At 75.1% G+C, this 24,853-nt stretch carries 8 protein-coding genes; 3 read left to right on the top strand and 5 right to left on the bottom strand.

Going from position 1 to position 24,853, the window contains the following annotated elements:
• Nucleotides 1–19 precede the first annotated feature (19 nt).
• The 3 genes from BBH68_RS27515 to BBH68_RS27505 form a co-directional block, all read right to left on the bottom strand.
• Nucleotides 20–4,999: a type I polyketide synthase gene (locus BBH68_RS27515; protein WP_065966398.1), complete on the bottom strand. Its 4,980-nt coding sequence runs from the start codon at nt 4,997–4,999 to the stop codon at nt 20–22.
• Nucleotides 4,992–17,444 carry a non-ribosomal peptide synthetase gene (locus tag BBH68_RS27510; RefSeq protein WP_065966397.1) on the bottom strand — a complete coding sequence of 4,151 codons (12,453 nt, stop codon included), beginning with the start codon at nt 17,442–17,444 and terminating at the stop codon, nt 4,992–4,994. The genes BBH68_RS27515 and BBH68_RS27510 overlap by 8 nt, the downstream gene beginning before the upstream one ends.
• Nucleotides 17,445–17,543: 99 nt before the next feature.
• Entirely contained in the window at nt 17,544–19,298 is a 1,755-nt protein-coding gene (locus BBH68_RS27505) for an acyl-CoA dehydrogenase family protein (protein WP_079151228.1), read from the bottom strand.
• A gap of 385 nt (nt 19,299–19,683) precedes the next feature.
• Here BBH68_RS27505 and prcB point away from each other — a divergent pair, with 385 nt between their 5' ends.
• Together prcB and BBH68_RS27495 are read left to right on the top strand one after the other, a co-directional pair.
• On the top strand, nt 19,684–20,529 hold the full coding sequence (prcB, locus tag BBH68_RS27500) for a proteasome subunit beta (RefSeq protein ID WP_065966395.1): 846 nt from the start codon (nt 19,684–19,686) through the stop codon (nt 20,527–20,529).
• A gap of 67 nt (nt 20,530–20,596) precedes the next feature.
• Nucleotides 20,597–22,213 (top strand): FAD-binding oxidoreductase, encoded by a 1,617-nt coding sequence (locus tag BBH68_RS27495; protein WP_065966412.1) that lies wholly within the window; start codon nt 20,597–20,599, stop codon nt 22,211–22,213.
• 34 nt (nt 22,214–22,247) lie between these two features.
• On the opposite strand, the gene BBH68_RS27490 is transcribed toward BBH68_RS27495, so the two are convergent.
• Together BBH68_RS27490 and BBH68_RS27485 are read right to left on the bottom strand one after the other, a co-directional pair.
• Nucleotides 22,248–22,529, bottom strand: coding sequence for a DUF1876 domain-containing protein (locus BBH68_RS27490; RefSeq protein WP_065966411.1), 282 nt, complete (start codon nt 22,527–22,529; stop codon nt 22,248–22,250).
• Nucleotides 22,530–22,672: 143 nt separating this feature from the next.
• Complete coding sequence (locus BBH68_RS27485) at nt 22,673–22,933, bottom strand: hypothetical protein (RefSeq protein WP_141713060.1); 261 nt, start codon at nt 22,931–22,933, stop codon at nt 22,673–22,675.
• A 234-nt stretch (nt 22,934–23,167) separates the two neighbouring features.
• On the opposite strand from BBH68_RS27485, the gene BBH68_RS27480 reads away from it, so the two are divergent.
• Nucleotides 23,168–24,853 (top strand): FHA domain-containing protein (locus BBH68_RS27480; protein ID WP_141713059.1); only part of this gene is annotated, 1,686 nt, incomplete at its 3' end.

Below are 24,853 nucleotides of genomic sequence, written 5' to 3'. Positions count from 1 at the left end.
GCGGGCGCCCGGGTGGCGGTCAGCGCTCCGGGTCGTCCAGGGCCCGGCGCACCTGGTGCGCCAGGGCCGAGGCGTGCGGCTCGGCCAGCAGCGTCCAGTGCCGGCCCGAGCAGGGCAGCACGGTCAGCCCGCCGGGGTGCAGGGCGCTCAGCGAGGCGCGCAGCCGCGCCTCGGTGCGGTGCGTGAGCCCGGCCTTGAACAGCACCGTACGGCAGGACACCGGCCTCGGCCGGTAGCGCAGCATGGCCCGCAGATAGGCCCGGAAGACCCTGCTCACCCCGGGCACCGACCGCACCGCCCGGCCCGCGGGCCCGACCTGGAGCGCGACCAGCGCCTGGTGCCACAGGCCCGCGGCGAGGTGCTGGGGGGCGGACCCCAGGGGGCGGCCGCCGCTGTCCGGCGCGAAGCCGTCCAGGAACAGCAGCAGTTCGACCCGCTCGCCGGCCCGCTCCAGCCGCGCCGCCATCTCATGGGCCACCAGCCCGCCCACCGACCAGCCGCCCAGCGCGTACGGTCCGTTCGGCCGCACCGCGCGCAGCACCCGGATGTGGTGGTCGGCCAGGTCCTCGACCCGGTCGGGGGTGGGCGCGCCGCCCAGCAGCCCCGGGGCGTCGATCCCGTACACAGGGCGGTCCCCGCCGAGGGCCCGGGCGAACTCCCGGTAGCACAGCGCGCTTCCGGCGGCGGGGGCGGCGAGGAAGAGGGGCACGCCCGGGCCGCCCTCCTGGAAGCGGACCAGTTCCCGGGGGGCCGCGGGGACGTGCACCGGTCGCGCGCCCCCGGCCCTCTCCGCGGTGTCGGCGTTGTCGGTGCTGTCGGCCCTTTCGCCGTGCTCGGCCAGCGCGACCAGGCTGCCGAAGGTGGGCCGTTCCAGGAACTCCGTCAGGGGGACGGCGATCCGGAGCTCCTCGTGGATACGGCCGCGCAGCCGTACGGCCATGAGCGAGTCGCCCCCCAGGGCGAAGAAGTCGTCCTCGTCGCGCGCCGAGGACGTGCCCAGCAGCCGCGTCCAGATGGCGGCCAGCGCCGCGCGGCCGCCGTCCGGCGCCGCGGCCCGGGCGGGGGCTGGGGCGGGGGCCCGGGCCGGGGCCCCGGCCCGGGTTACCGCCTGCGGGGGTTCCGGGGCCGGGTGGGGCCCGTCGGGCGTGGCCGCCGCTTCCTCGACCGAGGCCAGCAGGACCGCGTGGTCGGCCGGGGGCCGCTCCACCACCGCGACCTCGGAGAACCCGGCGTCGCGGAGCGCCCGCCGCCACCCGTCGGCGGGCAGGTGGACGGAGTCGGCGCGCAGGTCGTCGGCGAAGTCCCACCAGCCGGGCGCCAGGCCCCACATGAAGTGGGTCCACAGCGCTACCCGCGTGACCTCGACCGCCCCCAGCCAGCCGCCCGAGGCCAGCAGCCCCCTGAGCCGGCGCAGCGTCGCGGGCAGGTCGGGCACCACGTGGAGGGCGTTGTAGGCGAGTACGACGTCGAAGCCGGCGGCGGGGAAGCCCTGGGGGCCGGGGTCCCGCGCGAGGTCGAGCCGCGCGCACCGCACCTGCCGCCAGGCCGGTCCGGCCGCGCGCTCCCGGGCCCGGCTCAGGGCCAGGGAGCTGATGTCGGTGAAGGTGTAGAGGTCCTGGGGGTGGGCCGGCCAGGACTCCAGGACGCGTCCGGTGAGTTCGCCGCTTCCGCCGCCGACCTCGAGCACGCGGAGCGGACGGTCCGCCCGGCCCGGGCTCCGGGCGGCGGCCACGGCGGCGGCGAGCTGGTCCAGGCAGGGCCCCGCGTCCGCGACATCGACCGAGTTGTCCGTCAGGCAGGCGCGCAGGAACGTGTCGTCGCCGTCCGGGTAGAGCACGGAGACGGGCTCGCGGCGGCCGGCCAGCACCTCCGGATACATGTCCGCGCAGTGGTCGAGCATCCGGCGCAGGCCGCGCACCTCCTCGAGACCCGAGGGGTCGAGCGCGGCGCGCAGCCGCTCCTCGATGTCGTCGGGGACCAGCAGTCGGCCGCCGCCCCGGGCCACGTCCGTGCCGCCCGTCACGCCTTCCGTGTCCGTCGGGTGTTCGGTGAGGAAGCCGTGTTCGGTCATGGCCCGGACCATCAGCCGGGCCGGTCCGGTCAGCTTCCCGCCCCCGGCCAGGCGGTCCGTCAAGTCCCGGGCGGACACCGCGTCGCCGGGCCCGAGGCGGCCGATCCGCAGGCCGAGCCGGGTGGCCAGGGCCGCGGTGTACGCGTCGAGGCGGCGCACCAGGCCGGGCCGCTGGGGCAGGGTGGGGCGGTCCGGGGGCGGCGGGTCGGGCAGCGCGTCGGCGATCCGCCGCGCGGTGGTCCGGTGCGGGGCGGGCGGCGCGGTCGGGGCCGGAGTCGGGGCCGGGGCCGGGGCCGGGGGGACGTGGCCGGCGGGCCGGTCGGTGCCGGTGCCGCAGGGCCGGGAGTCGAGGGGGTGAGGCGGCAGCGAGCAGCGCTGCCGGGACTCCCCCGCGAACTGCCCGACCTCGACGTCCAGTCCGGCCTCCCAGAGCCTGCCGACCGCTTCGAGGACCCGCGCTTCGGCGTCGTCCGTCGCTCCGTCGAGCAGGGGGACCGTGGTGGGCCGCCCGGCGTGGCCGGGGTGGTCGCGCACCGCCCGGCTCATGGAGGCGCCCGGGCCGAGTTCGACGAACACCTCGGCGCCGCCCGACAGCAGGGTGTCCAGGCCCTGCTGCAGGCGCACGGTGCCGGTCAGCTGGGCGGCCCAGTAGTCGGCCGACGCCACCTCGCCGGGGGTGGCCCAGCCGCCGGTGACATTGGACACCAGGGGCACCCGCGGCGCCCTGGCCGTCACCCGCGCCACGCGGGTGCGCAGCGCGGCGGCGGCCGGTGCCATCCTGGCGGAGTGGAAGGCCCTGCGGGTCTCCAGCATCCGGGTGGGCAGGCCGTCCAGCCGCTCGGCGAGCCGCCCGACCGCTTCGGGCGAGCCGGAGAGGACCAGGCGGTCATGGCCGTCCACGGCGAGCGTGGGCCGGGGTTCCGGCAGCCCGGCCAGCGCCTCGGTGACGGCCTCGCGGGCGCCGTCCCGTACCAGCTCGACGGCGAGCATCCGGCCGGGAGCGGTGTCCCGGGTGGCCAGCGCCCGGGTGTGCACGAGTTCCAGCGCGTCGGGCAGTTCCCACACCCCGGCGGCGAGGGCGGCGGCGTACTCGCCGATGCTGTTGCCCATCACGGCGGTGGGCCGGATGTCCCAGCCGGCCAGGGTGCGGGTGAGCGCGTGTCCGAGGGCGAACAGCCCGAGTTGCTGGTGGACCGGGTCGTGGTACCAGTCCGGTGGTGTCCCCGGGCGCAGCAGTGCCGACAGGTCCGTGCCGGTCTCCCGCAGGGCCCAGGCGCGCACCTCGTCGAAGGCCTCGGCGAACGCGGGCAGCACGGCGTACGCCCCGGCGGCGGCTCCGCCCGGGCGCAGGGTGCCCTGCCCGGGGTACAGAAAGGCCACGCCGGCGGACCCCGCCGACTCCACCGCCTCCGCCGAGCCGTCCGTCCCGGGCTCTTCGAGCGCCCCGGCGGCCCGTTCCACGTCGCGGGCGACGACGGTGGCGCGGTGGGCGTACCGGCGGCGGCCGTCGGCCAGGGTGCGCGCCACCTCGTCCAGCGGCGGGGCCGGGGTGTCCCGCAGCCGCCGGGCCAGGTCGGTCCGGGCCCGCCGCAGCGCCTCGGGGGACGCGGCGGACAGCGCCAGCAGCCGGGGCCCGCGCGCGCCCGCGCGGGTGGGGCGCGGTGCCGGGGCGGCCTCCAGGACGGCGTGCGCGTTGGTGCCGCCGACGCCGAAGGAACTCACCCCGGCGAGTGCCGGGCGGCCCTCGGGCCAGGGGCCGTGGCGGTCGACGACGGTGAACGGGGTGGTGTCGAGTTTCATCAGCGGGTTGGGCCGCCGGAAGTGCGCGGTCGGCACCAGCTCCCGGTGCCACAAGGTCAGCGCCGTCTTGATCAGGCCGCTGACGCCGGAGGCCGAGCCGGTGTGCCCGATGTTGCCCTTGACCGCGCCCAGGGCGCAGGAGGCGACCGCGTCCGTGGTGGCGCGGAACGCGGCGGTGAGCGCGGCCACTTCGACCGGGTCGCCCAGCCGGGTGGCGGTGCCGTGTGCCTCGACGTAGCCGATGTCCGCCGGGTCCACGTCGGCCCGGCCGAGGGCCGCCAGGATGACATCGCGCTGCCCGCCCGGCGAGGGCGCGGTGAATCCGGCCTTGCCTCCCCCGTCGTTGTTGATCGCGGTGCCGCGGATGACGGCCACCACGCGGTCCCCGTCGCGCAGCGCGTCCTCCAGCCGGCGCAGCACCACCACGCCCGCGCCCGAGCTGGAGACGGTGCCGGCGGCGTCGGCGTCGAAGGGGCGGCAGTGGCCGTCGGGCGACAGGATGCCGCCCTCCTCGTACACATAGCCGGTCACCTGCGGGAAGAAGAGCCCCACCCCGCCCGCGAGGGCGGCGTCGCACTCGTATCCGAGCAGGCTCTGCACGGCCTGGTGCACCGCGACCAGCGAGGTGGAGCAGGCGGTCTGCACGGTCAGCGCGGGCCCGGTGAGCCGGAGTTTGTACGCGGCCCGGGTGGCGAGGAAGTCCTTGTCGCGGCCGAGGGTCTGGGCGACGAGCTCCTCCTGGGAGGAGCCCAGGGGCACGGCGTCGCAGCCCGCGAACACCCCGATGGGGCCCGGGAAGCGGTGCGGGTCCACGGCCGCGTCGTCCAGCGCGGTGCTCGCGCACTCCAGGAACACCCGCTGCTGCGGGTCGATGCCCCGGGCCTCGCCGAGGCTGTAGCCGAAGAACGACCAGTCGAACCGGTCGGCGCCGGCCACCACGCCGCGCGCGGCCACGAAGTCCGGCCGCTCCGCGAGCCGTCGGTCGATCCCCGCCGCGGCGAGCTGGTCGGAGGTGAAGCGGGAGACGGTGTCCCGGCCGGCCACCAGGTTCTCCCAGAACGCGCGGACGTCCCCGGCGCCCGGCAGCCGACAGGCCATGCCGATGATGGCCACGGCGTCCTCATGCATCGTCGCCCTCCTTACGGCCGGTGGCCGGGCGCCGGTCGCGCTGTCTGGCCCGCCGTCCCTTCCGGGCCCGCTCCTTGAAGTCCTCCGCCGCCGACACGGCGTGTTCGCGCTCGTCCGGCCCGCCGATCGCCCGGGCCATGGCGTGGACGGTGGCGTGCTCGAAGAGCCGCTGGACGGGCAGTTCGATACCGAAGGCGCGTTCCAGCCGGCGCTGGAGGGTGGCCAGGCGCAGCGAGTCGCCGCCCAGGTCGAAGAAGTTGTCGTGCACGCCGACGGTGTCGACGCCCAGCACCTCGCGCCACAGGGCGGCGACCCGCCGCTCCCGGTCGTCCTGAGGCGCCACGGCCGGTGCCGCGCCCACCAGGTCCTCGCGCCCGGGCCGGGGCAGGGCCGCGTAATCCACCTTGCCGTGGGGGGTCAGCGGCAGCTCGTCGAGCCAGACCAGCGCGTCGGGGACCAGCGGGGGCGGCAGCGTCTCGCGCAGCGCACCGAGCACCGTCGCGGTCGCGGTGCCGGGATCGGTGTCGCCGTCGCCGCCGGGCACCGCGTACGCCACCAGGCGCGCGGACGCGGCCTCGAAGGCGCGCACGGCGGCCCGGGCGACCAGCGGGTGCGCGGCGAGCCGGGCCTCGATCTCCTCCGGCTCGATGCGGTGTCCGCGCACCTTGAGCTGCCGGTCCGCCCGGCCCAGGAACTCCAGGGTGCCGTCGGGCAGCCAGCGCCCCAGGTCTCCGGTGCGGTAGACGGGTCCGGGGGCGCCCTCGGGGCCGTCGGGGAGGAACTTCTCCGCGGTCGGCCCGGGGCGTCGCCAGTAGCCGAGCGCCACGCCGGCGCCCCCGACGACGATCTCGCCGGTGGCGCCAACAGGACAGCGCCGGCCCTGCTCGTCCACCACGTGCACCCGGACCCCGGCGGCCGGGCGGCCCACGCGCCCCGGGCGGAAGTCCGGCTCGCCGGGGGCGAGTACATGGGCGGTCGCGGTGACGGTCGCCTCGGTCGGCCCGTAGCAGTTGACCAGCCCGTACGGCAGGCCGGGCGGCGGGGCGGAGCCGAGCGCGGCGCCGCCGTAGACCAGCCGGCGCAGCGCCCGGGGCGGCTCGCCGTGGGACCAGAGGGTTTCGGCGAGGGCCGCGGGAAGGACGGCGACGGTCACCTGGTGGGTGTCCAGCCACCGGGACACCTCTCCGGGGAACACGGTGCCCGGGTGCGGGACGAGTGTCGCGCCCGCGCCCAGGGTGGGCCAGATCTCGGAGACGGCCGCGTCGAAGCCGACGTTGACGAGCTGGCCGACCCGGTCGGCCGGCCTCAGGGCGAGCAGGTCGGCGAACCACAGGGCGTGCTGGGCGAGCCCCGCGTGGCGGACGACGACGCCCTTGGGCAGTCCGGTGGATCCCGAGGTGTAGACGATGTACGCGGGGTCGTCGGCGCCGGGCGGCTCCGCTGCGGCGGCGGGCGTGTCGCCGTCGGCCGCGCCCTGGGTGACATCGAGCACGGTGACCGTGTCCGCCACCGCGTCCGGCAGGGGGTGTCCGCCGTCGGTGAGGACCACGCGCGCGCCGAGGTCTTCGAGGAGGTACGCGATGCGCGCGGGCGGGTATCCGGGGTCGATCGGACAGTACGCGCGACCGGCGTACCAGGCCGCCAGCATCGCCACCACCAGCTCGGGCCCCCGGTCGAGCAGCACTGCCACCGGCTCCGGGCCGTCCGGACGCGCGGAGCGCCCGGTGTCGGCCGGTCGCTCGGTGTCCGCCGGCCGCTCGACGGGGGCCGATCGCTTGATGCGAGTGATGCGAGCGGCGAGCCGGCGGGCCCTGGCGTCCAGTTCCGCGTAGCCGATCGGGCCCTCGGGGGTGTCGATCGCCGTGGCGTCCGGTGTCGCCCTCACCCGCGCGGCGATCAGCTCGGGCAACGTGGTGGGCGGCGCGGCGGCCGGGCCTTCCTCGAGGGCGGCCAGCGCGGCACGCTCGTCGGCGCCCAGGCGGGGCAGCGCGGCCAGCGGGCGGTCGGGCCGGTCCACGAGGTCGGCCAGCACGGCCGCGGTCAGGGCGGCGAGGCGTTCGGCCTCCGCGCGGCCGACGCGGTCGCCGCGGTAGGCCAGCAGGCCCCGCAAACTGCCGTTCTGTTCCTGGAAGGACACGGTCACGGCGCCCTTGGCGGCCCAGTCGGCGCCCTCGCCGCTCAGCGGGAACCGCCGCAGGGGGTGGCCGCCGAGCGACGGCGCCCGGGTCTCGGGGACGACGGGGGTCAGGGCGAGGTCGACGTACGGGGTGACCCCGTAGCGGCGTTCGGGATTCAGCGCGGCGACCACCTGGTCGAACGGCACATGCTGGTCCTCCAACGCCTCCAGCACCCGCTCCCGCATCCCCCGCAACAACCCCGCCACCGTCGTGCCCCCGTCCACCACCGACCGGATCACCACCGTGTTCGTACACGGCCCCACCACCGAACCGAACCGCTCACCACCACGATTCGCCACCGGACACCCGAACGTCACATCCCGCTCACCACTCCACCGATGCAACGCCCCCGCGAAAGCCGCCGCCACCGCCATGAACCACGACACACCCTCCCGCTCCGACACCCCACGCAACCCCTCCAACACACCCACCCCCAACGGCACCTCCACCACCCCCGACGGCTCCACACCCCCCGACCCCGGCCACGACACATACGCCGGCGCACCCGCCAACCGCCCACACCACCGCTCCACCCCCGCACGACCCGCCACCGACACCCCCAGCTCCGCCTGCTCCCGCACGAACTCCCGGTACTGGGCCACCCCGGCGGCGCCCTGGGGCAGGACGGGGTCGTGGGCGGTGTCGGACAGGGCGGACAGGGCGGCCAGGAGTTCGCGCAGCAGTCCGGCGAGTTCCTCGGCGTGCCGCCGGGTCAGCAGGTCGCCGCGGTACGAAAGGCCCACGCGGTCCCGCCCGTCCTCTCGGTAGACGGTGACGGTGACCGGGAACTTCTGCTCGGCGGCGAGCTGGCTGCTCATCAGCGGGGTCAGGACGGTCCCGCCGAGGGGGTAGCCGTCGTCCATCGGCGCCAGGTTGAGGACCGCGGCCGCGTACGGGGTGACGCCGTAGCGGCGTTCGGGATTCAGCGCGGCGACCACCTGGTCGAACGGCACATGCTGGTCCTCCAACGCCTCCAGCACCCGCTCCCGCGTCCCCCGCAACAACCCCGCCACCGTCGTGCCCCCGTCCACCACCGACCGGATCACCACCGTGTTCGTACACGGCCCCACCACCGAACCGAACCGCTCACCCCCACGATTCGCCACCGGACACCCGAACGTCACATCCCGCTCACCACTCCACCGATGCAACGCCCCCGCGAAAGCCGCCGCCACCGCCATGAACCACGACACACCCTCCCGCTCCGACACCCCACGCAACCCCTCCAACACACCCACCCCCAACGGCACCTCCACCACCCCCGACGGCTCCACACCCCCCGACCCCGGCCACGACACATACGCCGGCGCACCCGCCAACCGCCCACACCACCGCTCCACCCCCGCACGACCCGCCACCGACACCCCCAGCTCCGCCTGCTCCCGCACGAACTCCCGGTACTGCACCGCTTCCGCGCCGGGTTCCGCGCCCTCGTACGCGGCGCTCAGGTCCTGTACGAGCGGCACCAGCGAGGGGCCGTCGCACACGAGGTGGTGCAGGCACAGCAGGAACAGCTGCCCCTGCTCGCCCAGGTCGATCAGGGCGGGCCGCAGCAGCCGGCCCGAGGCCAGGTCGAAGGGGGCGCCGGCGATCTCGCTCACCGACTCCCGCCACCGCGCCTCCTGCTCGGCCGGAGGCTGTCCCGACAGGTCAACCTCCTTCAGGGGCGGCGCCCAGGGCTCCCCGATCCGCTGCCACAGGCGCCCGCCGCGCTCCACGAACCCGGTGCGCAGCGCCTCGTGGCGCGCCACGACGGCGGCCAGGGCCCGGCGCAGCCGCCCGGGGTCCAGGCGCCCGCCGCGCACCCGCCACACCAGGGGCATCGCATAGCGGTCGGGGCCGGAGGAGAGCTGCTGGTCCAGGGCGATGCGGCGCTGGAAGTCCGACGCGGGCACCAGCTCCCCGTCCGCCGCGGGCTCCGCCCGCGGTCCGTCCTGGGAGGTGTCCGGGGTCGGGAGACGGTGTCCGCGCTCGGCGAGCGCCTCGTCGACGCGGTCCGCCAGATCCTTCAGCCGCGGGTTCTCGAACACCGTGCGCACCGGCAGATCCACGCCGAAGCGCGTCGAGACCTGGGACAGCAGGGTGGCGGCCAGCAGGGAGTGTCCGCCCGCCTCGAAGAAGGAGGTGTCCGCGAAGATCTCCGGTACGGGCAGCAGTTCGCCCCACAGCAGGGCGAGGGCCCTGGCCGTCTCGGTGCGCGGGGCGCTGCCGGCCCCGTCGGTGAGGACGGTGCTCGCGGCGGCCAGCTCGGCGAGGTCCACCTTGCCGTTCACCGACAGGGGGATGCGGTCCGCCACCTTGAAGACCGAGGGCACCATGTACTCGGGCAGCCGCTCGGCGAGCCGGGCGCGCAGCTCGCCCGCGCCGGGCACCGCGGCGGGGCACCAGACGTGGGCCACCAGGCGGTCGGGGTCCGCCTCGTCCACGGTGACGACGGCCTGCGCCACCTCCGGGTGTCCGGTCAGGCAGCTCTCGACCTCGGCCGGCTCGATGCGATAGCCGCGCACCTGGAGTTGGTCGTCCATCCGGCCCAGGTACTCCAGGGTGCCGTCGGGCAGATAGCGGCCCAGGTCCCCGCTGCGGTAGAGGCGGCCGGATCCGTACGGGTCGGGCACGAACCGCTCGCGCTCCAGCTCCGGCCGTCCCACGTACCCGGCCGCCACTCCCTCCCCGCCGACGCAGATCTCTCCCACCGCGCCGGCCGGCAGCAGCCGGTGGCGCCCGGCGGTGAGGTGCGGGTCCAGGAGACGGACGGTGGTGGTCGGGAGGGGTGTGCCGATGGGGCTGCGGTCGGCCGCGATGTCCTCGGGGGTGATGGTGCGGGCGGTGACGTGCACGGTGGTCTCGGTGATCCCGTACATGTTGACCACCTCGGTGCCGGGGTGCGCGGCGGGCCAGTGGCCGAGGGTGGTGGGGGCGAACCTGGCCCCGCCGAGGATGACGTACCGCAGGCTCGCCAGGCGCCGCTCCTCGGTGTCCGTGACCCGGACGAGCTGCGCGAACATGCCCGGGGTCTGGTTGAGGACGGTGACCCGGTGGCGGCGGACCAGCTCCGCGAGGCCGCGCGGGTCGCGCAGCTCGGGGCCGCCCGGCAGCACCAGCCGCCCGCCGTGGACCAGACAGCCGAAGATCTCCCAGACGGAGAAGTCGAAGGCGTACGAGTGGGCGAGGACCCACACGTCCTCGGGCCCGAAGCGGAACGGCAGGCGGTCGCCCGTCACCAGGCGCACCACGTTGCGGTGGGTGACCCGCACGCCCTTCGGCCGGCCGGTGGTGCCGGAGGTGTAGATGATGTAGGCGAGGTCGTCCGGGGCGGGTTCGGGCAGGGGTTCCCGGTCCGGGGACACGGCGGTGAGGCCGAGGTCGAGGTCGCCGAGGCGTACGGTCCGGCCCGCGAAGCCGGGGTCGGCGGTGTCGGGGTCAGCGGGTGCGGGGTCGGCGGTGTCGGGGTCGGCGGGTGCGGGGTCGGCGGTGTCGGGATCGTCCGTGAGCAGCAGGGTCGCCGCGCTGTCGTCGAGGATGAAGGCCGCGCGGTCCGCGGGGGCCGCCGGGTCGATCGGGACGTACGCCGCCCCGGCCAGCAGTACGGCCAGGACGGCCTCGACCTGCGCCGGCCCGCGCCGGAGGCGCAGCCCGACGGTGTCGCCGGGCCGTACGCCCAGGTCGGCGAGGGCGTGGGCGATCCGCTCGGCGCGCTCGGCCAACTGCCGGTAGGTGAGCGTGCCGCCCCCGCCGGGCCGTTCGCCGACCAGGGCCACCCGGTCCGGCTGCCGCGCCGCGCGCTCGCTCACCAGGCGGGAGAGCGTGGTGTGCGGGTAGTCGGCGGCGGTGTCGTTCCACTCCTCGATCTGGCGGCGGCGCTCGGCGTCCGTGAGCGGTTCGAAGGCGCCGAGGGGGGTGCCGGGCCGGGTGACCGCGTCCCGCAGCAGGCGCCGCCAGTGCTCGGCGAACAGCCGCATCCGGTCCGGGGCGTAGTACAGGCCGTTGAACACCAGCCGCCCGTCGGCGCCACCGCCGCCGGCTTCCCGCAGTGTCAGGATCAGATCGCACTTGCCCAGGCCCGCCAGGGGCGTGGGCGGCCCGCCGGCGGGCGCGTCGCGGTCGAGGTCGAACACCACGTCGAAGAGGGCAGTGCGGCTCATGTCCTTGGGCGGGGCGACGCGGCGCGCCACGTCGTCGAACGGGGCGAGACCGCAGGCGCGCACCTCCCTCAGGCCCGCCTCGCAGGCCCGCGCCCAGGACGCGAAGGACTGGTCGTGGCCGCCGCGCAGGCGCAGCGGCAGGAAGTCGTCCACCGGGCCCACCAGGTGGGCCGTGGCGGTGTCGCGGCGCGGGTTCGTCACGCCGACGGTGAGATCGGTCTGCCCCGAGTACCACATCAGCACGGCGGTGTACGCGGCGAGCAGCACGGCCTCGGTGCCGATGCCCTCGCGCCGGGCGAACCCGGCGAGGCCCGTGTCCTCCGGGACGGCGACCGGCAGGGAGTATTCCTCGTAGACGTGGACGGCGGCCCTGGGGCGGTCCTCGGGCAGCCGCAGGGCGCCGCTGCCGCCGTCCAGCAGCTCGGCGAGGCGGGCCGTCTGCCGCTCCTGGGCGTCGGTGTCCCGCGCCTGCCACCACTGGACGAACGACGGCGGCGGGGGCGGCAGTTGGCCACCGGCCAGCAGGGTCCGGATCTCGCGGCCGACGGTCCGCAGCGAGGCCCGGTCGGCCACCGCGAGATGCGCGACGAGCACCAGGGCGCACCCGTCGGCGCCATCGGGGCCCTGCGGGGCGACCGCGGCCCGGAACAGCGGCCCCTCGGCCAGGTGGAAGGGGCGGCGCAGCCAGGCGGCGATCCCCTGGGGGCCGGTGTCCGGCAGGGTGGCGCACTCGACGGGCAGCCGCTCGTGGACACGCTGGGCGCACGTCCCGCCGGAGAGCTCGACCGTGGTGCGCAGCGCCGGGTGGCGGTCCATGACCGCCGCGACCGCCCGGCGCAGCTCGGCCTCCCCGGGGGTGGTGTCCAGGGTGAGCAGCTGGGACACGTTGTGGTAGACGGGCGCGTCCTCGTAGACCGTGCCGCGCTCGAAGTGTTCGACGAAGGCCATGCGCTGCTGGTGCGGCGTGGCCGGGTACTCCTGGTACGGCGCCGCCTGCTCCGCGCGCGGGGCGCACTCGGCGTAGGCCCGTTCCAGGTCCCGCAGGAAGACCGGTTCGGAGCCGATGTCCCACACCAGGTGGTGCAGGCAGCACATCAGCAGCTGGTCCCGGCCGTCCTTCTCCAGGTCCACCAGCATGACGCGCAGCAGCCGGCCCGAGGCGATGTCGAACGGCTCCTGAGCAAGGGCCTCGAGCGCCGCGCGGGCGTCGGCCATCCGGTGCTCGGCGGTGGCGCCCTCGGCGACGTGGTGCGCCACCTCAGGGATCCACGGGTCGGCGACGACCTGCCGCGGTCTGCCGTCCCGCTCCCGTTCGACGAAGCGGGTGCGCAGCGCCTCGTGCCGGGCCACGACCCGGCCGAGCGCGGTGCTCAGGGCGGCCGGGTCGAGGCCGCCGCGGACCCGCCAGGCCAGCGGGACGTTGTAGAAGGAGCCGGTGCCGCGCAGCCGCTCGTCCAGCCAGATCCGCTCCTGGAAGCCGGACACGGGGAAGGATCCGTCGGCCTCCCCGATGTCCCCCTCCCCGGTGTCTCCCTCCCCGGTTTTCGCCTCGGCGGTTTTCGACTCGGCGGCGGGTGGCGCGGGGGCGCGGCGCTCGTCGAGCTCCCGGGCGAGGGACGTGAGGCGTGGGTTCTCGAAGACGGTGCGCAGGGAGATCTCCACGCCGAGCCGGGCCCCGACGCGCGAGACCAGGCGGGTGGCGAGGAGGGAGTGGCCGCCCAGCGCGAAGAAGTCGGGGTGCGCGGCCGGATCGACCTCGGTCCGCAGCAGGTCGGCCCAGATGGCGGCGAGTTCCCGCTCGGTGGCGGTGACCTGGGTGGCGGTGGCCTCGGCGCCGGAGACCTCGGCGCCGGGCTCCGGCGTGGCCGCGACCGGGGCCGGGGCCGGCGGAAGTTCGGCGCGGTTCACCTTGCCGTTGACGGACAGCGGCAGGTGGTCGAGGACCACGTACGCGGACGGGGTCATGTAGTCGGGCAGCTGCCGCTGGGCGTACGCCTCGACGGCCGCGGCCAGTCGCGGATGGCGCTCGGGCCGGATCGGCTGGTTGGTGAACGCCTCCGCCGGGGTGCTCGCGGCGGGTGTCCTGCGTCTGGGGTAGACGTCGGCGACGAAGTCCGGGGCCGTGGGCCCGGCGCTCGCGGGGAGCGCCGCGGGGTCCAGGAACAGCACGTCGAGGCTGCCGTCCGCCGCGTTGTCCGCCCAGGTGAGGACGGTGCGCAGCCCGAGGCCGCGGCCCAGCGCGGCGAAGTCCTCGGGGTCGGGGACACCGCCGTCGAGGATACCGTCGTCGGGGAGCGTGTCGCGAACGCCGTCGAGGGCGTCGCGGGCCGCGGCCACTCCGGTACCCGCGCACACCTCGTGTTCCGCCCGCAGCAGCGGGAGCACCCTCGCGTTGGGCACGCCCGCGACCCGCAGCGCGGCCGGCTGCTTGTCACGCAGCCAGCGGCCCACATCGGACAGGCCGGCCACGTCGTGGCCCCAGCGGGCCACCGTGGCGTCGGCGCACGAGTACGGCTCGGCGCCGGCGGACGCCTTGCGCAGCACGGCCTCGTAGCGGAACTGGGTGAGCTCGTTGTGCGCGCGGCCGCGCTTGACCCGTACGTCCACACCGGCGACCTCGGGCAGCGCGCCCAGGTGTTCGGTGAAGAACTCGGGCTCCACGAGGAGTTCCTTCTCGTGGAGCATCGCCCGCTCCACCGTGCGCTTGAGCCCGGCGAGGTCTCCGGGCGCACCGTCGTCACCGGGGTCGCGCCGCAGTTCGACTCCGGTGCGGAACTCCCGCAGCAGCCGCTTGGGCCGTACGTCCCCGACGAAGAGGTGTCCGCCGGGCGTGAGCGTGCCCAGGGCACCGCGCAGCGCCGCGGACAGATAGGCGGCGCTCGGCAGGTACTGCACCACCGAGTTGACGACGACGCAGTCGAAGTGGTCCAGGGGGATGCCGGACAGGTCGCGGGCCTCGCGCCGCAGCAGCCTTACCCGGCCCGCGAGCCGGTCGTCCTCGCGTACGCCCGCCTCGAGCCGGGAGACGGCGCGCTCGGAGAAGTCGGTGGCCCAGTACTCGGCGCAGTGCGGGGCCAGCCGGGCCAGGAGCAGTCCGCTGCCGGCCCCGATCTCCAGGACGCGGCGCGGGCGCAGCGCGAGGATCCGGGCGACGGTGCGGTCACGCCACTCCCGCATCTCGTGGCGCGGGAGGGGGGTGCCGTGGTAGCTGTCCATCCAGCCGCCGAAGTCCTCGCCGAGCGCGGCCCGGTCGCCCTCCCGGTACATGTCCTCGTAGATGTCCTGCCACTCGCGGACACGCTCGCGCTCATCCGTGTCGCGCCCGGCCGTGCCCCGCCCGGCCGCGTCCCACCCGGCCGCGTCCCGCTCGTTCGTACCCCCCTCCGCCGAGTCCCGCTCCGCCGAGTCCCGCTCCGCCGCGGGCAGGAGGTAGGCCACCAGGCGCTTCGCGCCGCCGGGGGCCGGCTGGGGGACCACCACGGCCCGGGCCACATCGGGGTGGCGCTCCAGGCTCAGCTCGATGTCGTGCGGCTCGACCCTGAAGCCGCGGATCTTCACCTGGTCGTCGGCGCGGCCGAGGAAGGCGAGGGTGCCGTCGGAGGCCAGCCGCACCAGGTCACCGGTGCGGTACATGCGGCCGGGGTGGAAGGGGTTGTCGCGGAAGCGCTCGCGGGTGGCCTCGGGGCGGTTGACGTAGCCGGACGACACGTGCGCGCCGCCCACCCACAGCTCGCCCGGCGCGCCCTGGGGCACGGGGCGCCCCTCGGCGTCCAGCACGTACAGGGTGGTGTTGTCCATCGCCCGGCCGATGGGGACCGGGCCGCGCGGTGGCCGGGTCATGCGGTGGCGGGTGGCGAACGTCGTGGTCTCGGTGGGCCCGTAGCCGTTGACGACGACGATGCCGGGGCAGGCGTCGAACACCCGGGCCACGGCCGTCGGGGACACCACGTCGCCGCCGGTCCACACCTCGCGCAGGCCGCGCAGGCAGTCCGGCTCCTCCTCGGCCAGCGCGGCGAAGAGCCCGGCGGTCAGCCATGCCGCGGTCACGCCGTGGCGCGCGATCGCCGTGCGCAGCGTGGCGGGCAGCAGGGCTCCCGGCGGGGCCACGCAGACCCGTCCCCCGGACAGCAGGGGGACCCACAGTTCGTACAGCACGGCGTCGAAGGCGTGCGGCGAGTGCCACAGGACCCGCTGGTGCGCGCCGCCGGACCAGCAGCGGTCGTACGCGAGGGCGACGATGTTGCGGTGGGTGAGCTGGACGCCGGAGGGCACTCCGGTCGAGCCGGAGGTGTACATCACGCAGGCCGGCGCGTCCTGGGCCACCGGCTCGTCCGGCGCCGGCGGCACGGGGGGCGCGGTCCGTTCCAGCTCGGCCACATCGGCCACGGGCCGTCCGGCGGCGGCGTGTTCGCGCACCAGGGGCAGCTCGCGGGTGGCGCCGTCCACGAGCAGCAGGTCGCCGTCGGCCTCGGAGATCAGCGTGCGCAGGCGCGCGGGGGGCTGCCGCTCGTCCAGGGGCACGTAGGGGGCGCCGTTCTTGACGAGGGCGAGCAGGGTGACCAGGAGTTCCACGGACCGCTCCATGAACACCAGGACGGTGGCGCCGGCGCGGGCGCCGCGCTCGCGCAGCAGCCCGGCGAGCCGGTCGGACCGCGTGTCCAGCTCCCGGTAGCTCAGCTCGGTGTCGCCGCCGGCCACGGCCACCGCGTCCGGGGTCCGGGCCGCCTGCCGCCGGAACAGCTCGCCCAGCGACGGCTCGGGGAGCGGCCGGGGCGCCTCGTTCCATGTGTCGAGGAGCCGGCCGCGCTCGCGGGGACCGGTGCACTCGCCGCTCGCCACCGGGCGGTGGACGGTGTCGGGGCCGAGCCCGTGCAGCAGGGTGGTCAGGCGCTCGTGGTGGTCGGCGAGCGCGGTGTCGTCGCAGCGGTCGGGGTGCACGTCCAGGGTGAGCCGCAGGTCCTCGCCGCCGGTCTGCTGGTAGCAGCACAGGGTGAGGTCCTCGGTCGGCATGACGGAGAGGTTGTGCAGCGTCCCCGAGGCGCCGCCGAAGTCGGCCGTGCCCAGCGGCGGTATCAGGTTGACCAGGGGCCCGGCGGAGCGTCTGCGCTCGGGCCAGCCCAGTTCCCGGCGCAGGTCCTCGCTGCGGTAGCGGTGGTGGGCCATCGCCTGGGCCACGGCCTCGTGGGTGTCGGCGAGGAGCCGCGACCAGGTGGTGTCGGCGGTGACGCTCAGCCGCAGCGGCAGGACGTCGGACATCATCCCGGGGAACCGCTCGGAGCCGGGGGTGGCGCGGCTGCGGCTGCCCAGGCCCACCACGACGTCCTCACGGCCCGTCATACGGGCGGTGTAGGCGGCCATGGTGGCGATCAGGGCGCGGGGGAAGTTGGTGCCCGCCTCCCGGGCGGCCGCGCGCAGGGCCCGGTGCCGTGCGGCGGGCAGGGTGAAGGCCAGTCGGCGCACCTCGTGCGCGGCCACGGCCGCCCCGCTCCCCTCGGTCAGGTCGAGGGGAGCGGGGCGGTCGGCGAAGCGGTCGAGCCAGTAGGCCCGGTCGGCGGCGAACCGGTCCGAGGCGCGGTAGTCGGCCACCTCGGCCAGGGCGTCGCCGAGGCTCTGGAACCGCGCTGGGGGGACCGGGCCGCCGGTGCTCAGCGCGCGGTACACCTCGGCGACCCGGTGCGTGATCAGGTTGAAGGCGTGGCCGTCGGTGACCGCGTGGTGGTAGCGCTGCGCCCATAAGGTGCGTCCGGGGGCGACTTCCAGGACCGCGAAGTCGGCGACGTGGCCGGCCTCCAGGTCGAAGGGGACGCGCAGGAACCGCCGCAGCCAGGTGTGCGCCGCGGCCAGGGGCTCGGGCTCGCCGGTCAGGTCGTGCACGGGGATGTCCGGCGCGGTGGGTGGCAGCGGGATCTGACGCGGTGGGTCGGACCGGCCGTCGAAGCGGACGTGCAGTCCGTCCACCTCCACGACCACGCGTCCGATGGCGTCGAGGAGCAGACCGGTGTCCACCGCTCCTTGGATGTCGAGGTATTGCAGACAGTTGTAGGCGGGGCTGGCCGGATCCAGGCTCCGCGCGTACCAGATGCCGGACTGGGACGGGGACAGGGGGTGGGACGGACGGGCAGCCATGACTGTTCCTGCTTCCTCTTCCTGCGCGCGCCGGGGTGCGGGTGCCTGGGCCTGCGTGCCCTGGTGGGGAGGTTTACGACCCCTCTTTACGACCCGTCTTTACGACCCGTCGGTGACGATGTCGTCGAGCAGCCCGCCGTGGCCGTCTCCGGTGACCCACCGCCGGGCCACCCGCCCGGTGTCGGGCCGCTCCTCCTCCCGCGCCTCGCGGGCGTACCCGGCGATCCGGCGCAGGGCCCCGGTGCAGTAGATGTCGGCCAGGTCCTGCGCCTCGGTGTCGTGTTCCCCGGCGCGCCGGGCGGCCCGCGCGAGGACCAGGCTCGCGGCCATGGCCTCGGTGGCCCAGCGGGCGACCGCGATCAGCGTGTGCTCCTGCGCGAACAGCGCCTCGTCGTCCGGGTAGGTCTCGGCCAGCCGGGCGCAGCAGTCGCGGAACTCCTCCACGGCCTGGTGCAGTCGGTCCAGGTGGCGCTGGTTGCGCGGGGTGAGCGCGGCGGCCAGCCGCTGCCGCGCCCCGGCGGCCTGCCGGGCCCCCTCGCCGTCGTCGAGGGCGTCCGCGCGGTGGTAGGAGAAGATCGCCAGCTTGGAGAGCCAGTAGTCCAGCTGGAAGTCCACGCCGCCGGAGATCCGCAGGTTGCGGGCGTCACGGAAGGAGCGCTCCAGGGGTACGGGCGGGGCGCCGCGCCGGGCCTTGCTGGCCGCCGTCTCATAGCCCTCCGCGGCGTAGAGCGACATGGTGCGGTCCACGACGCCCCAGCACAGCAGGGAGCACAGGTTCTTGGCGACGGCCTGCTCGAAGAGCGGGTTGAGGCCGGCGTCCTCGCACAGCAGGCTCCACTCGGCGATGGCCTCGAGCGCGAAGGTGTCGGCGAGGGACTGGCCGATCAGGTGCTGGATCTCCTCGTACTCGGCCAGCGGGACACCGTCCACGCGGCGGCGCACCGCGAATTCGCGGGACCACTGCAGGCACAGCTTGGAGATGGCCAGGGACGGCGCGGCGACGAGGTACATCCGGCCCAGGATCGCCAGCCCGCCGGCCTGGGCGGTGATCCGTACGTCGTGGGCGCTGGGCTTCTCCACGAAGACGTGGTCCCGGGGCACGCGCACCCGGTCGAGGGTGAACCCCCCGTTGGGGAAGCCCTTGATGCCCATGAACTCGTGCTCGGCCGACCGCCGCACCCCGGGCGCGTCCGGGTCGACGACCACGAGCCGGCGTATCTCCCGGCCGTCCTCCTGGACGGTGGCGACCACCCCGAGCAGTTCCGCGAAGGGCGCGTTGCCGCTGAAGACCTTCTCGCCGCTGACGAGGTAGGCGTGCCCGTCCTCGGTGGGGACCGCGACGGTCTCCCGCCGGTGATTGGCCGCGCCGGAGGGTTCCGTATCGGCGAAGCTGGATATCAGCCCGCGCGCGACCCGCTCGGTGAGCATGTCGCGTAACGGGCCTTCGGGAAGAAGCCGGAGCAGCGGGGCGAAGCCGATGGAATTCTGTACCGCGACCACCAGGCCGAGCGGAAGCGACCAGCTGGAAATGGCCTGAACGACGCGAAAGGTATTGAGATCGGACAGTTCGAGGCCGCCGACCTCCCGTGGGCTCTGGAGTTTCACGTAACTGCTCTCCCGCAGCCGTTTGACGGCTTCCCGGGGCAGTTCCCCCGTTTTCTCCACAAGGGCGGGGTCGACCAAGCCGCGGGCGAACTCCTTGGCATCCGCGACAAGCGTGTCGCCCTGTTTGCGGTCGCTCTCCGGCTGCGCCGGAAACGGATGCACGAGGTCCAGTCGGAGCGCACCGCGGAGGATCTCCTCCAGGAAGCTGGTCCTTCCCGGCACGTTCATGGCGTTGAGCGGACGAGACATGAGGCATCCTCCTGGCAAAAGGCATGATCAAGCCATCGCGCGGGCGCGCGCTCGGCGACGGATCACAGGGAAGAGGAAAGGGGGAAACGGATCGCAGAACCGGACAGGTTTACGCGCGTCGGGAACCGGAGCGGGTGGGCGAAGCTCAGCCCGGTGCTCCCCCACGTGCCGGACTTCGGAAATCACCCACACCCTCGTACGGCCGGGTGCCCGAGGTCAACACCTCGGGGTTGGCAGCCAAATGCCAGATTCTCTCCAACGCCCCTCATCAGGCGGTGTTTTTCGACCACGGCCCGGCGTGACTCTCTTCATGGATTGCCCGGGGCGGGGGTGGGGTAATGTGCGGCCAGCAGGAGCCGCCGACGCCTCTCGGGAAGGAACGCGCATGACCTTCGACTCGCGAAAGCCCGGCGCTCTGCCACCCGCTTTCCTGTCTCGCGAGACCTCCTCCTTCATGGATTTCCTCAGCGCGCAGGCTCCTCATCTGCTGCCCGCCGGGCGTCATCTGCCGCCCGCCCGGGGCGACTTCCAGGCGCCCCACGGCACGACCGTCATCGCGGCGACCTATGCGGACGGCGTGCTGGTGGCCGGCGACCGGCGCGTCACCTCGGGCAATCTCATCGCGCACCGTGAATACGACAAGGTGTTCCCGGCCGATGAACACTCCGCCGTCGCCATCGCCGGCACCGCGGGCCTGGCGGTGGAACTCGTCAGGCTCCTGCAACTGGAACTCCAGCACCACGAGAAAATAGAAGGCACGCCCCTGTCCCTGGACGGCAAAGCCAATCGGCTCACCAAGATGGTCCGGGACAATCTCGGCATGGCGATGCAGGGCATGGCGGTGGTTCCGCTCTTCGCCGGCTACGACCTGAACAAGGGCCGGGGCCGCGTCTTCTCCTATGACGTCACCGGCAATCGCTCGGAGGAGTCGGGCTTCGCCACCACCGGCTCGGGCTCGGTCCACGCCCGCGGCTCGCTGAAGAAGCTCTACCGGGAGGGCATGCCGGAGGGCGACATCGTCACCGCCGTCGTCCAGGCGCTGTACGACGCGGCGGACGAGGACTCGGCCACGGGCGGCCCCGATCTGACCCGGCGGCTGTTCCCCCTCGTCGCCCTCGTCACCGAGGACGGGTACCGGCGGCTCGGCCAGGAGGAGGTCGCCGCGGTCGCGCGGGCCGTCGTCGAAGGGCGTCACACGGCGCCCGACGGGCCGCGGGCACCGGTCCTCTAGGCCACCCCGTCCACGCACACCACCCCCGCCCCCAACCCCCCACCGAGCCTCCCGAGGAGAGATGACCATGTCCGGGGTCAACCGCCGTCAACTGCTGCGGGGCGCCACCGTCGCCGCGTCCGGGGTCGTCGGGGGCTTATCCCTCCAGACCCCCGCCGGCGCCGCCGAGGGCACCGGGCGGGCGGACTGCGCGCCCCCGCTCGGCCCGGTCAAGGCCGGCCCCGACGATTCGCGCTACGCGTATCTGGTGCGGCGCGGCCAGAAGCGCTGGGTGGGCACCCCGGACCAGGTGTGGGTCGTCGGCTCGACCGAGCAGGTGGTGGCCGCGGTCCAGGAGGCGGTGGACTCCGGCCGGCGGGTGGCGGTGCGCAGTGGCGGACACTGCGCGGAGGGGTGGGTGGACGACCCGGCCGTGCGGGTGCTCATCGACATGTCCGGGATGACGCAGGTCGGGTACGACCCGGCGCGGCGCGCCTTCGCGGTGGAGCCCGGCGCCACCCTGGGCGAGGTCTACCGGCGGCTGGTGCTCGGCTGGGGGGTGACGATCCCGGCCGGGTGGTGTCCCGGTGTCGGGGCGGGCGGCCACATCTGCGGGGGCGGCTACGGTGTGCTGTCCCGGGCCATGGGGCTGGTGGTGGACCACCTCTACGCGGTCGAGGTGGTGGTGGTCGACGCGGACGGCAGGGCGCGGGCGGTGGTGGCCACGCGTGAGGCGTCCGACCCCAACCGCGAGCTGTGGTGGGGCCACACCGGGGGCGGCGGTGGGAACTTCGGCGTGGTGACCCGCTATTGGCTGCGCACACCGGGCGCGGAGGGCACCGACCCGGGGCAATTGCTGCCCCGGGCGCCCAAGAGCGCGATCGCCTTCTCCGCCCAGTGGCCGTGGCAGGCCCTGGACCTGGACAAGACCAAGTTCACCCGGCTGATCCGCAACCACATGGACTGGTGCGAGCGCAACAGCGCGGTCGGCGCCCCCGCCACCCGGCTGTACGCCGACCTGACGGTGGGCCGCAAGGCCAACGACCTCAATCTGGCCAGCGGGCAGGTGTTCGGAGCCGACGCCGCCGATCTGCTGGAGGACTATCTGAGCGCCGTCGGCGCCGGGGTGGGCGCCCCGGTCAACGTGGTGAAGACCGAGCAGCCGTGGCTGGCGGCGGCGCTGGACGGCCCGAACTCCGACAGCTACCGGCTCAAGATCAAGTCGGGCTATCTCCGCAAGGGCTTCTCCGACGCCCAGCTCTCCGCGATCTACGAGAACCTGACCCGCGAGCAGGACCCGACCCTGCTCTTCGGCTCGGTGGGCATCGCCAGCTACGGCGGGCGGATCAGCGCGGTGGCCCCCGACGCCACCGCCTTCCCGCACCGGGACGCGGTGATGCGCGTCCAGTACACGGCGGCGTGGGCCGCCGCCGACCGGGACGCCGCGCAGGTCGACTGGTTGCGCAGGCTGTACCGCGAGATCTACGCCGACACCCACGGGGTGCCGGACCCGAAGGACGGCGCCTACATCAACTACCCGGACGACGACCTGGCCGACCCCGCCGTGAACACCTCGGGCGTCCCCTGGTCCACGCTGTACTTCAAGGACAACTACCCGAGGCTGCGGAAGGTCAAGGCCGCCTGGGACCCGAAGAACATCTTCAGCCACACCCTGGGCGTCGAGCCTCCGAAGGCCACCCACTGACCGGGCGCTGACCGGCCGCCGCGCGCCCGCCGTTTCACTGGTTCAGGTGCAGCGGGTGTGACGTGCGGCCGGAGGCCGCGTCGATCTCGCCGTGTGCCTTGTCGAGCAGTTTCGTCGCCAGTTCGCTGAGCGCCCGGGCGCCCGCGATCTCCTCGCCGACCCGCGGCTGGTTGGAGTCGGCGGGGGCCCGGCTGGCGGAGCCGTGGCCCCGTACCTCGCTCCCGTCGGCGAGCCGGACCAGGGCGGCGGCGCGGGTGTGGCGGCTGTCCTCGTCAAACTCCAATTCGACATGCCAACCCACGGTGGACTGTGGCATGACGATCACCTCCGGACTGTGCCTGCGCGTATCCACTCCCCAGCGTGCATCCACTCCCCGTGCCCGCACCACCTGGCCCGGTACGCCGCGGCCCCGTACGCCCTGGTGGCGAAGATCAGGTGGCGGAGATCAGGCGGCGGGGATCAGGTCGCGAAGATCAGCCAGAGGTCCCAGCCGCCGTCCTTGGCCCGGCACTCGTAGTTGTCGGCCCCCAGCTCCAGGTACTCCTCCCCGACGGCCACGCACGCCTCATGCGTCGCGTAGTGGTCGTGGTACTGGTAGTAGTCCATGACGGCGGAGCCACTGGCCCCGACGTGCGGAGCGGCCGCCGCCGGCCCCACGGCGAGCGCGAGCCCGACCGCCACGACCGCCGCAACCCCCGAAGCGCGTAAGCGAGTTCTCATGGAAAGCCCTTTCTACGGACGGTGAGGCCCCTCATTGAAGGAGAGATTCACCCACCCGGCAAGACCCCGCTGAGGCCGGCGCACGCGAACCCGGAGGCCCCGGCGGGGGCGCGGCGTGCGGCCATTGCGCGCTCGGTCAACGGGTCTGCACCCGGTGTCAATGCCTGACGGCCCGGTCTGCGGCAGACTCGACGCGCCCCTTCGTCCCCTGACCCACCCTGGAGGGACTGCGCGGTGCGGATCGTCTACGCCGACGGCGAGACCGAGCGGGAGATGGAACTGCGCGTCGGCCGGCCGAACGCCACGCTGGCCGATCTCGCCGCGGCCCTGGACATCCCCGCGAGCGGCCTGAGCGTCGACGGGCGGACGGCCCCGCCGGAGACGGGGTTGGCCGAGTCCGGTCTCGCCCATGGATCGCGGGTGGCCCGCGCCGGCTGGGGCTCCGCCGGCGCGCCGCGCGTGGCGGCGGCCGTGCTGCGGGTGGTCGGCGGGCTGGAGGCCGGGCGGAGCATTCCGCTGCGGGTGGGCAGGACGGTCATCGGCCGGGGCGCCGAGGCGGATGTGCGGGTCGTGGCCACGGGGGTGTCGCGGCTGCACGCCGCGCTCGAGGTGTCGGCCGACGGGCAGGCGCACATCACCGACCTCGGCTCGGCCAACGGCACCGACGTGTCCGGCGAGCGGATCTCCAAGGCCGCCCGGGTGCAGCCGGACGACCTGGTCTCGCTGGGCGGCGAGGTGCTGCTGCGCGTCCTGCCGCCGGACCGCCTCGGCCCCGTGCAGCGGGTCAACCCCGTCCGCGAGGTGGGGCCCGGCGGCACCCTGCCGTTCAACCGCGCGCCACGCGGCGGCAGGCCGGCCGAGCCGCCGCGGCTCGCCGCCCCCTCGCCGCCGCCGCGCGCCAACAAGGCCCCGTTCTCCATCTCCAGCATGCTCGGCCCGCTCGTCCTCGCCGGGGTGATCGTCGCCCTCACCCACGACGTCCGCTACGCGGCCATCGCGGCGCTCACCCCCCTGATGTTCGTGGGCAACTTCGCCGAGGAGCGCCTGCGGGGCCGGGTCGGCTTCCGGCGCGGGATGCGGGACCACGCCGCCCGGGTCGAACAGTTCGAGGAGACCGTGGCCGCGCGCCACGCGTCCGAGATCCGTCACCGCCGGGCCGCCCACCCCGACCCCGCGGAGGTGGTCCACCGGGCGACCGTGCCGGGGGTCGCCCTGTGGGAGCGGCGCCCCGGCGCGCCGGACTTCCTCAAGGCGGTGGTGGGCACAGCCGATCTCCCCTGGGCCCCGCCCCTGGACACCGACTCCGCGGGGCCCGCCCCGGAGGTGGCGGGCATCCTGGCGGCACGGTGTGTGCTGCCGCAGGTGCCGGTGGTGGTCGGGATGTCGGCGGGCGAGGCGGTGGGGTTCGAGGGGGACCGGCGGGCGGCCCTCGCCGTCGCCCGGTCCCTGCTGTGCCAGGCGGTGGTGGGCAGCGGGCCGGCGGATGTGACGCTCGCGGTGTTCGTGGACCCGGAGCGGCTGGCCGACTGGGACTGGACGAAGTGGCTGCCGCACGGCGCGGATCCGCAGTCGGGGACCACACGGCTGGTGGCGGCCGGACCGGAGCAGGCGGACACGCTGGCCCGCGCCCTGCGCGCCGCCGCGCCCAGGCGTACGGAGGACAACGCCGGACCGGTGCTGCTGGTGGTCGTGGACGGCGCCACCCTGCTGGAGGGCCGGCCCTGCCCGCTGCGGGACCTGCTCGCCGACCGGACCCTGCGCTGCGGCGCCCTGGTGCTCACCACCCGGCTGCCCGCCCTGTGCACCTCCGTGGTCACCGCCGCGTCCGACGGCCGGGGGCGGGTGCGCGACGTGGCCTCCGACGAGGTGGTGCCGGACGTGCTGCTGAACGGCGTGCCGGACACCGGGGCGCGTGACACC

This window comes from Streptomyces sparsogenes (assembly GCF_001704635.1).
GTDB lineage: Bacteria > Actinomycetota > Actinomycetes > Streptomycetales > Streptomycetaceae > Streptomyces > Streptomyces sparsogenes.
This window is presented reverse-complemented; position numbering and strand designations above follow the sequence as displayed.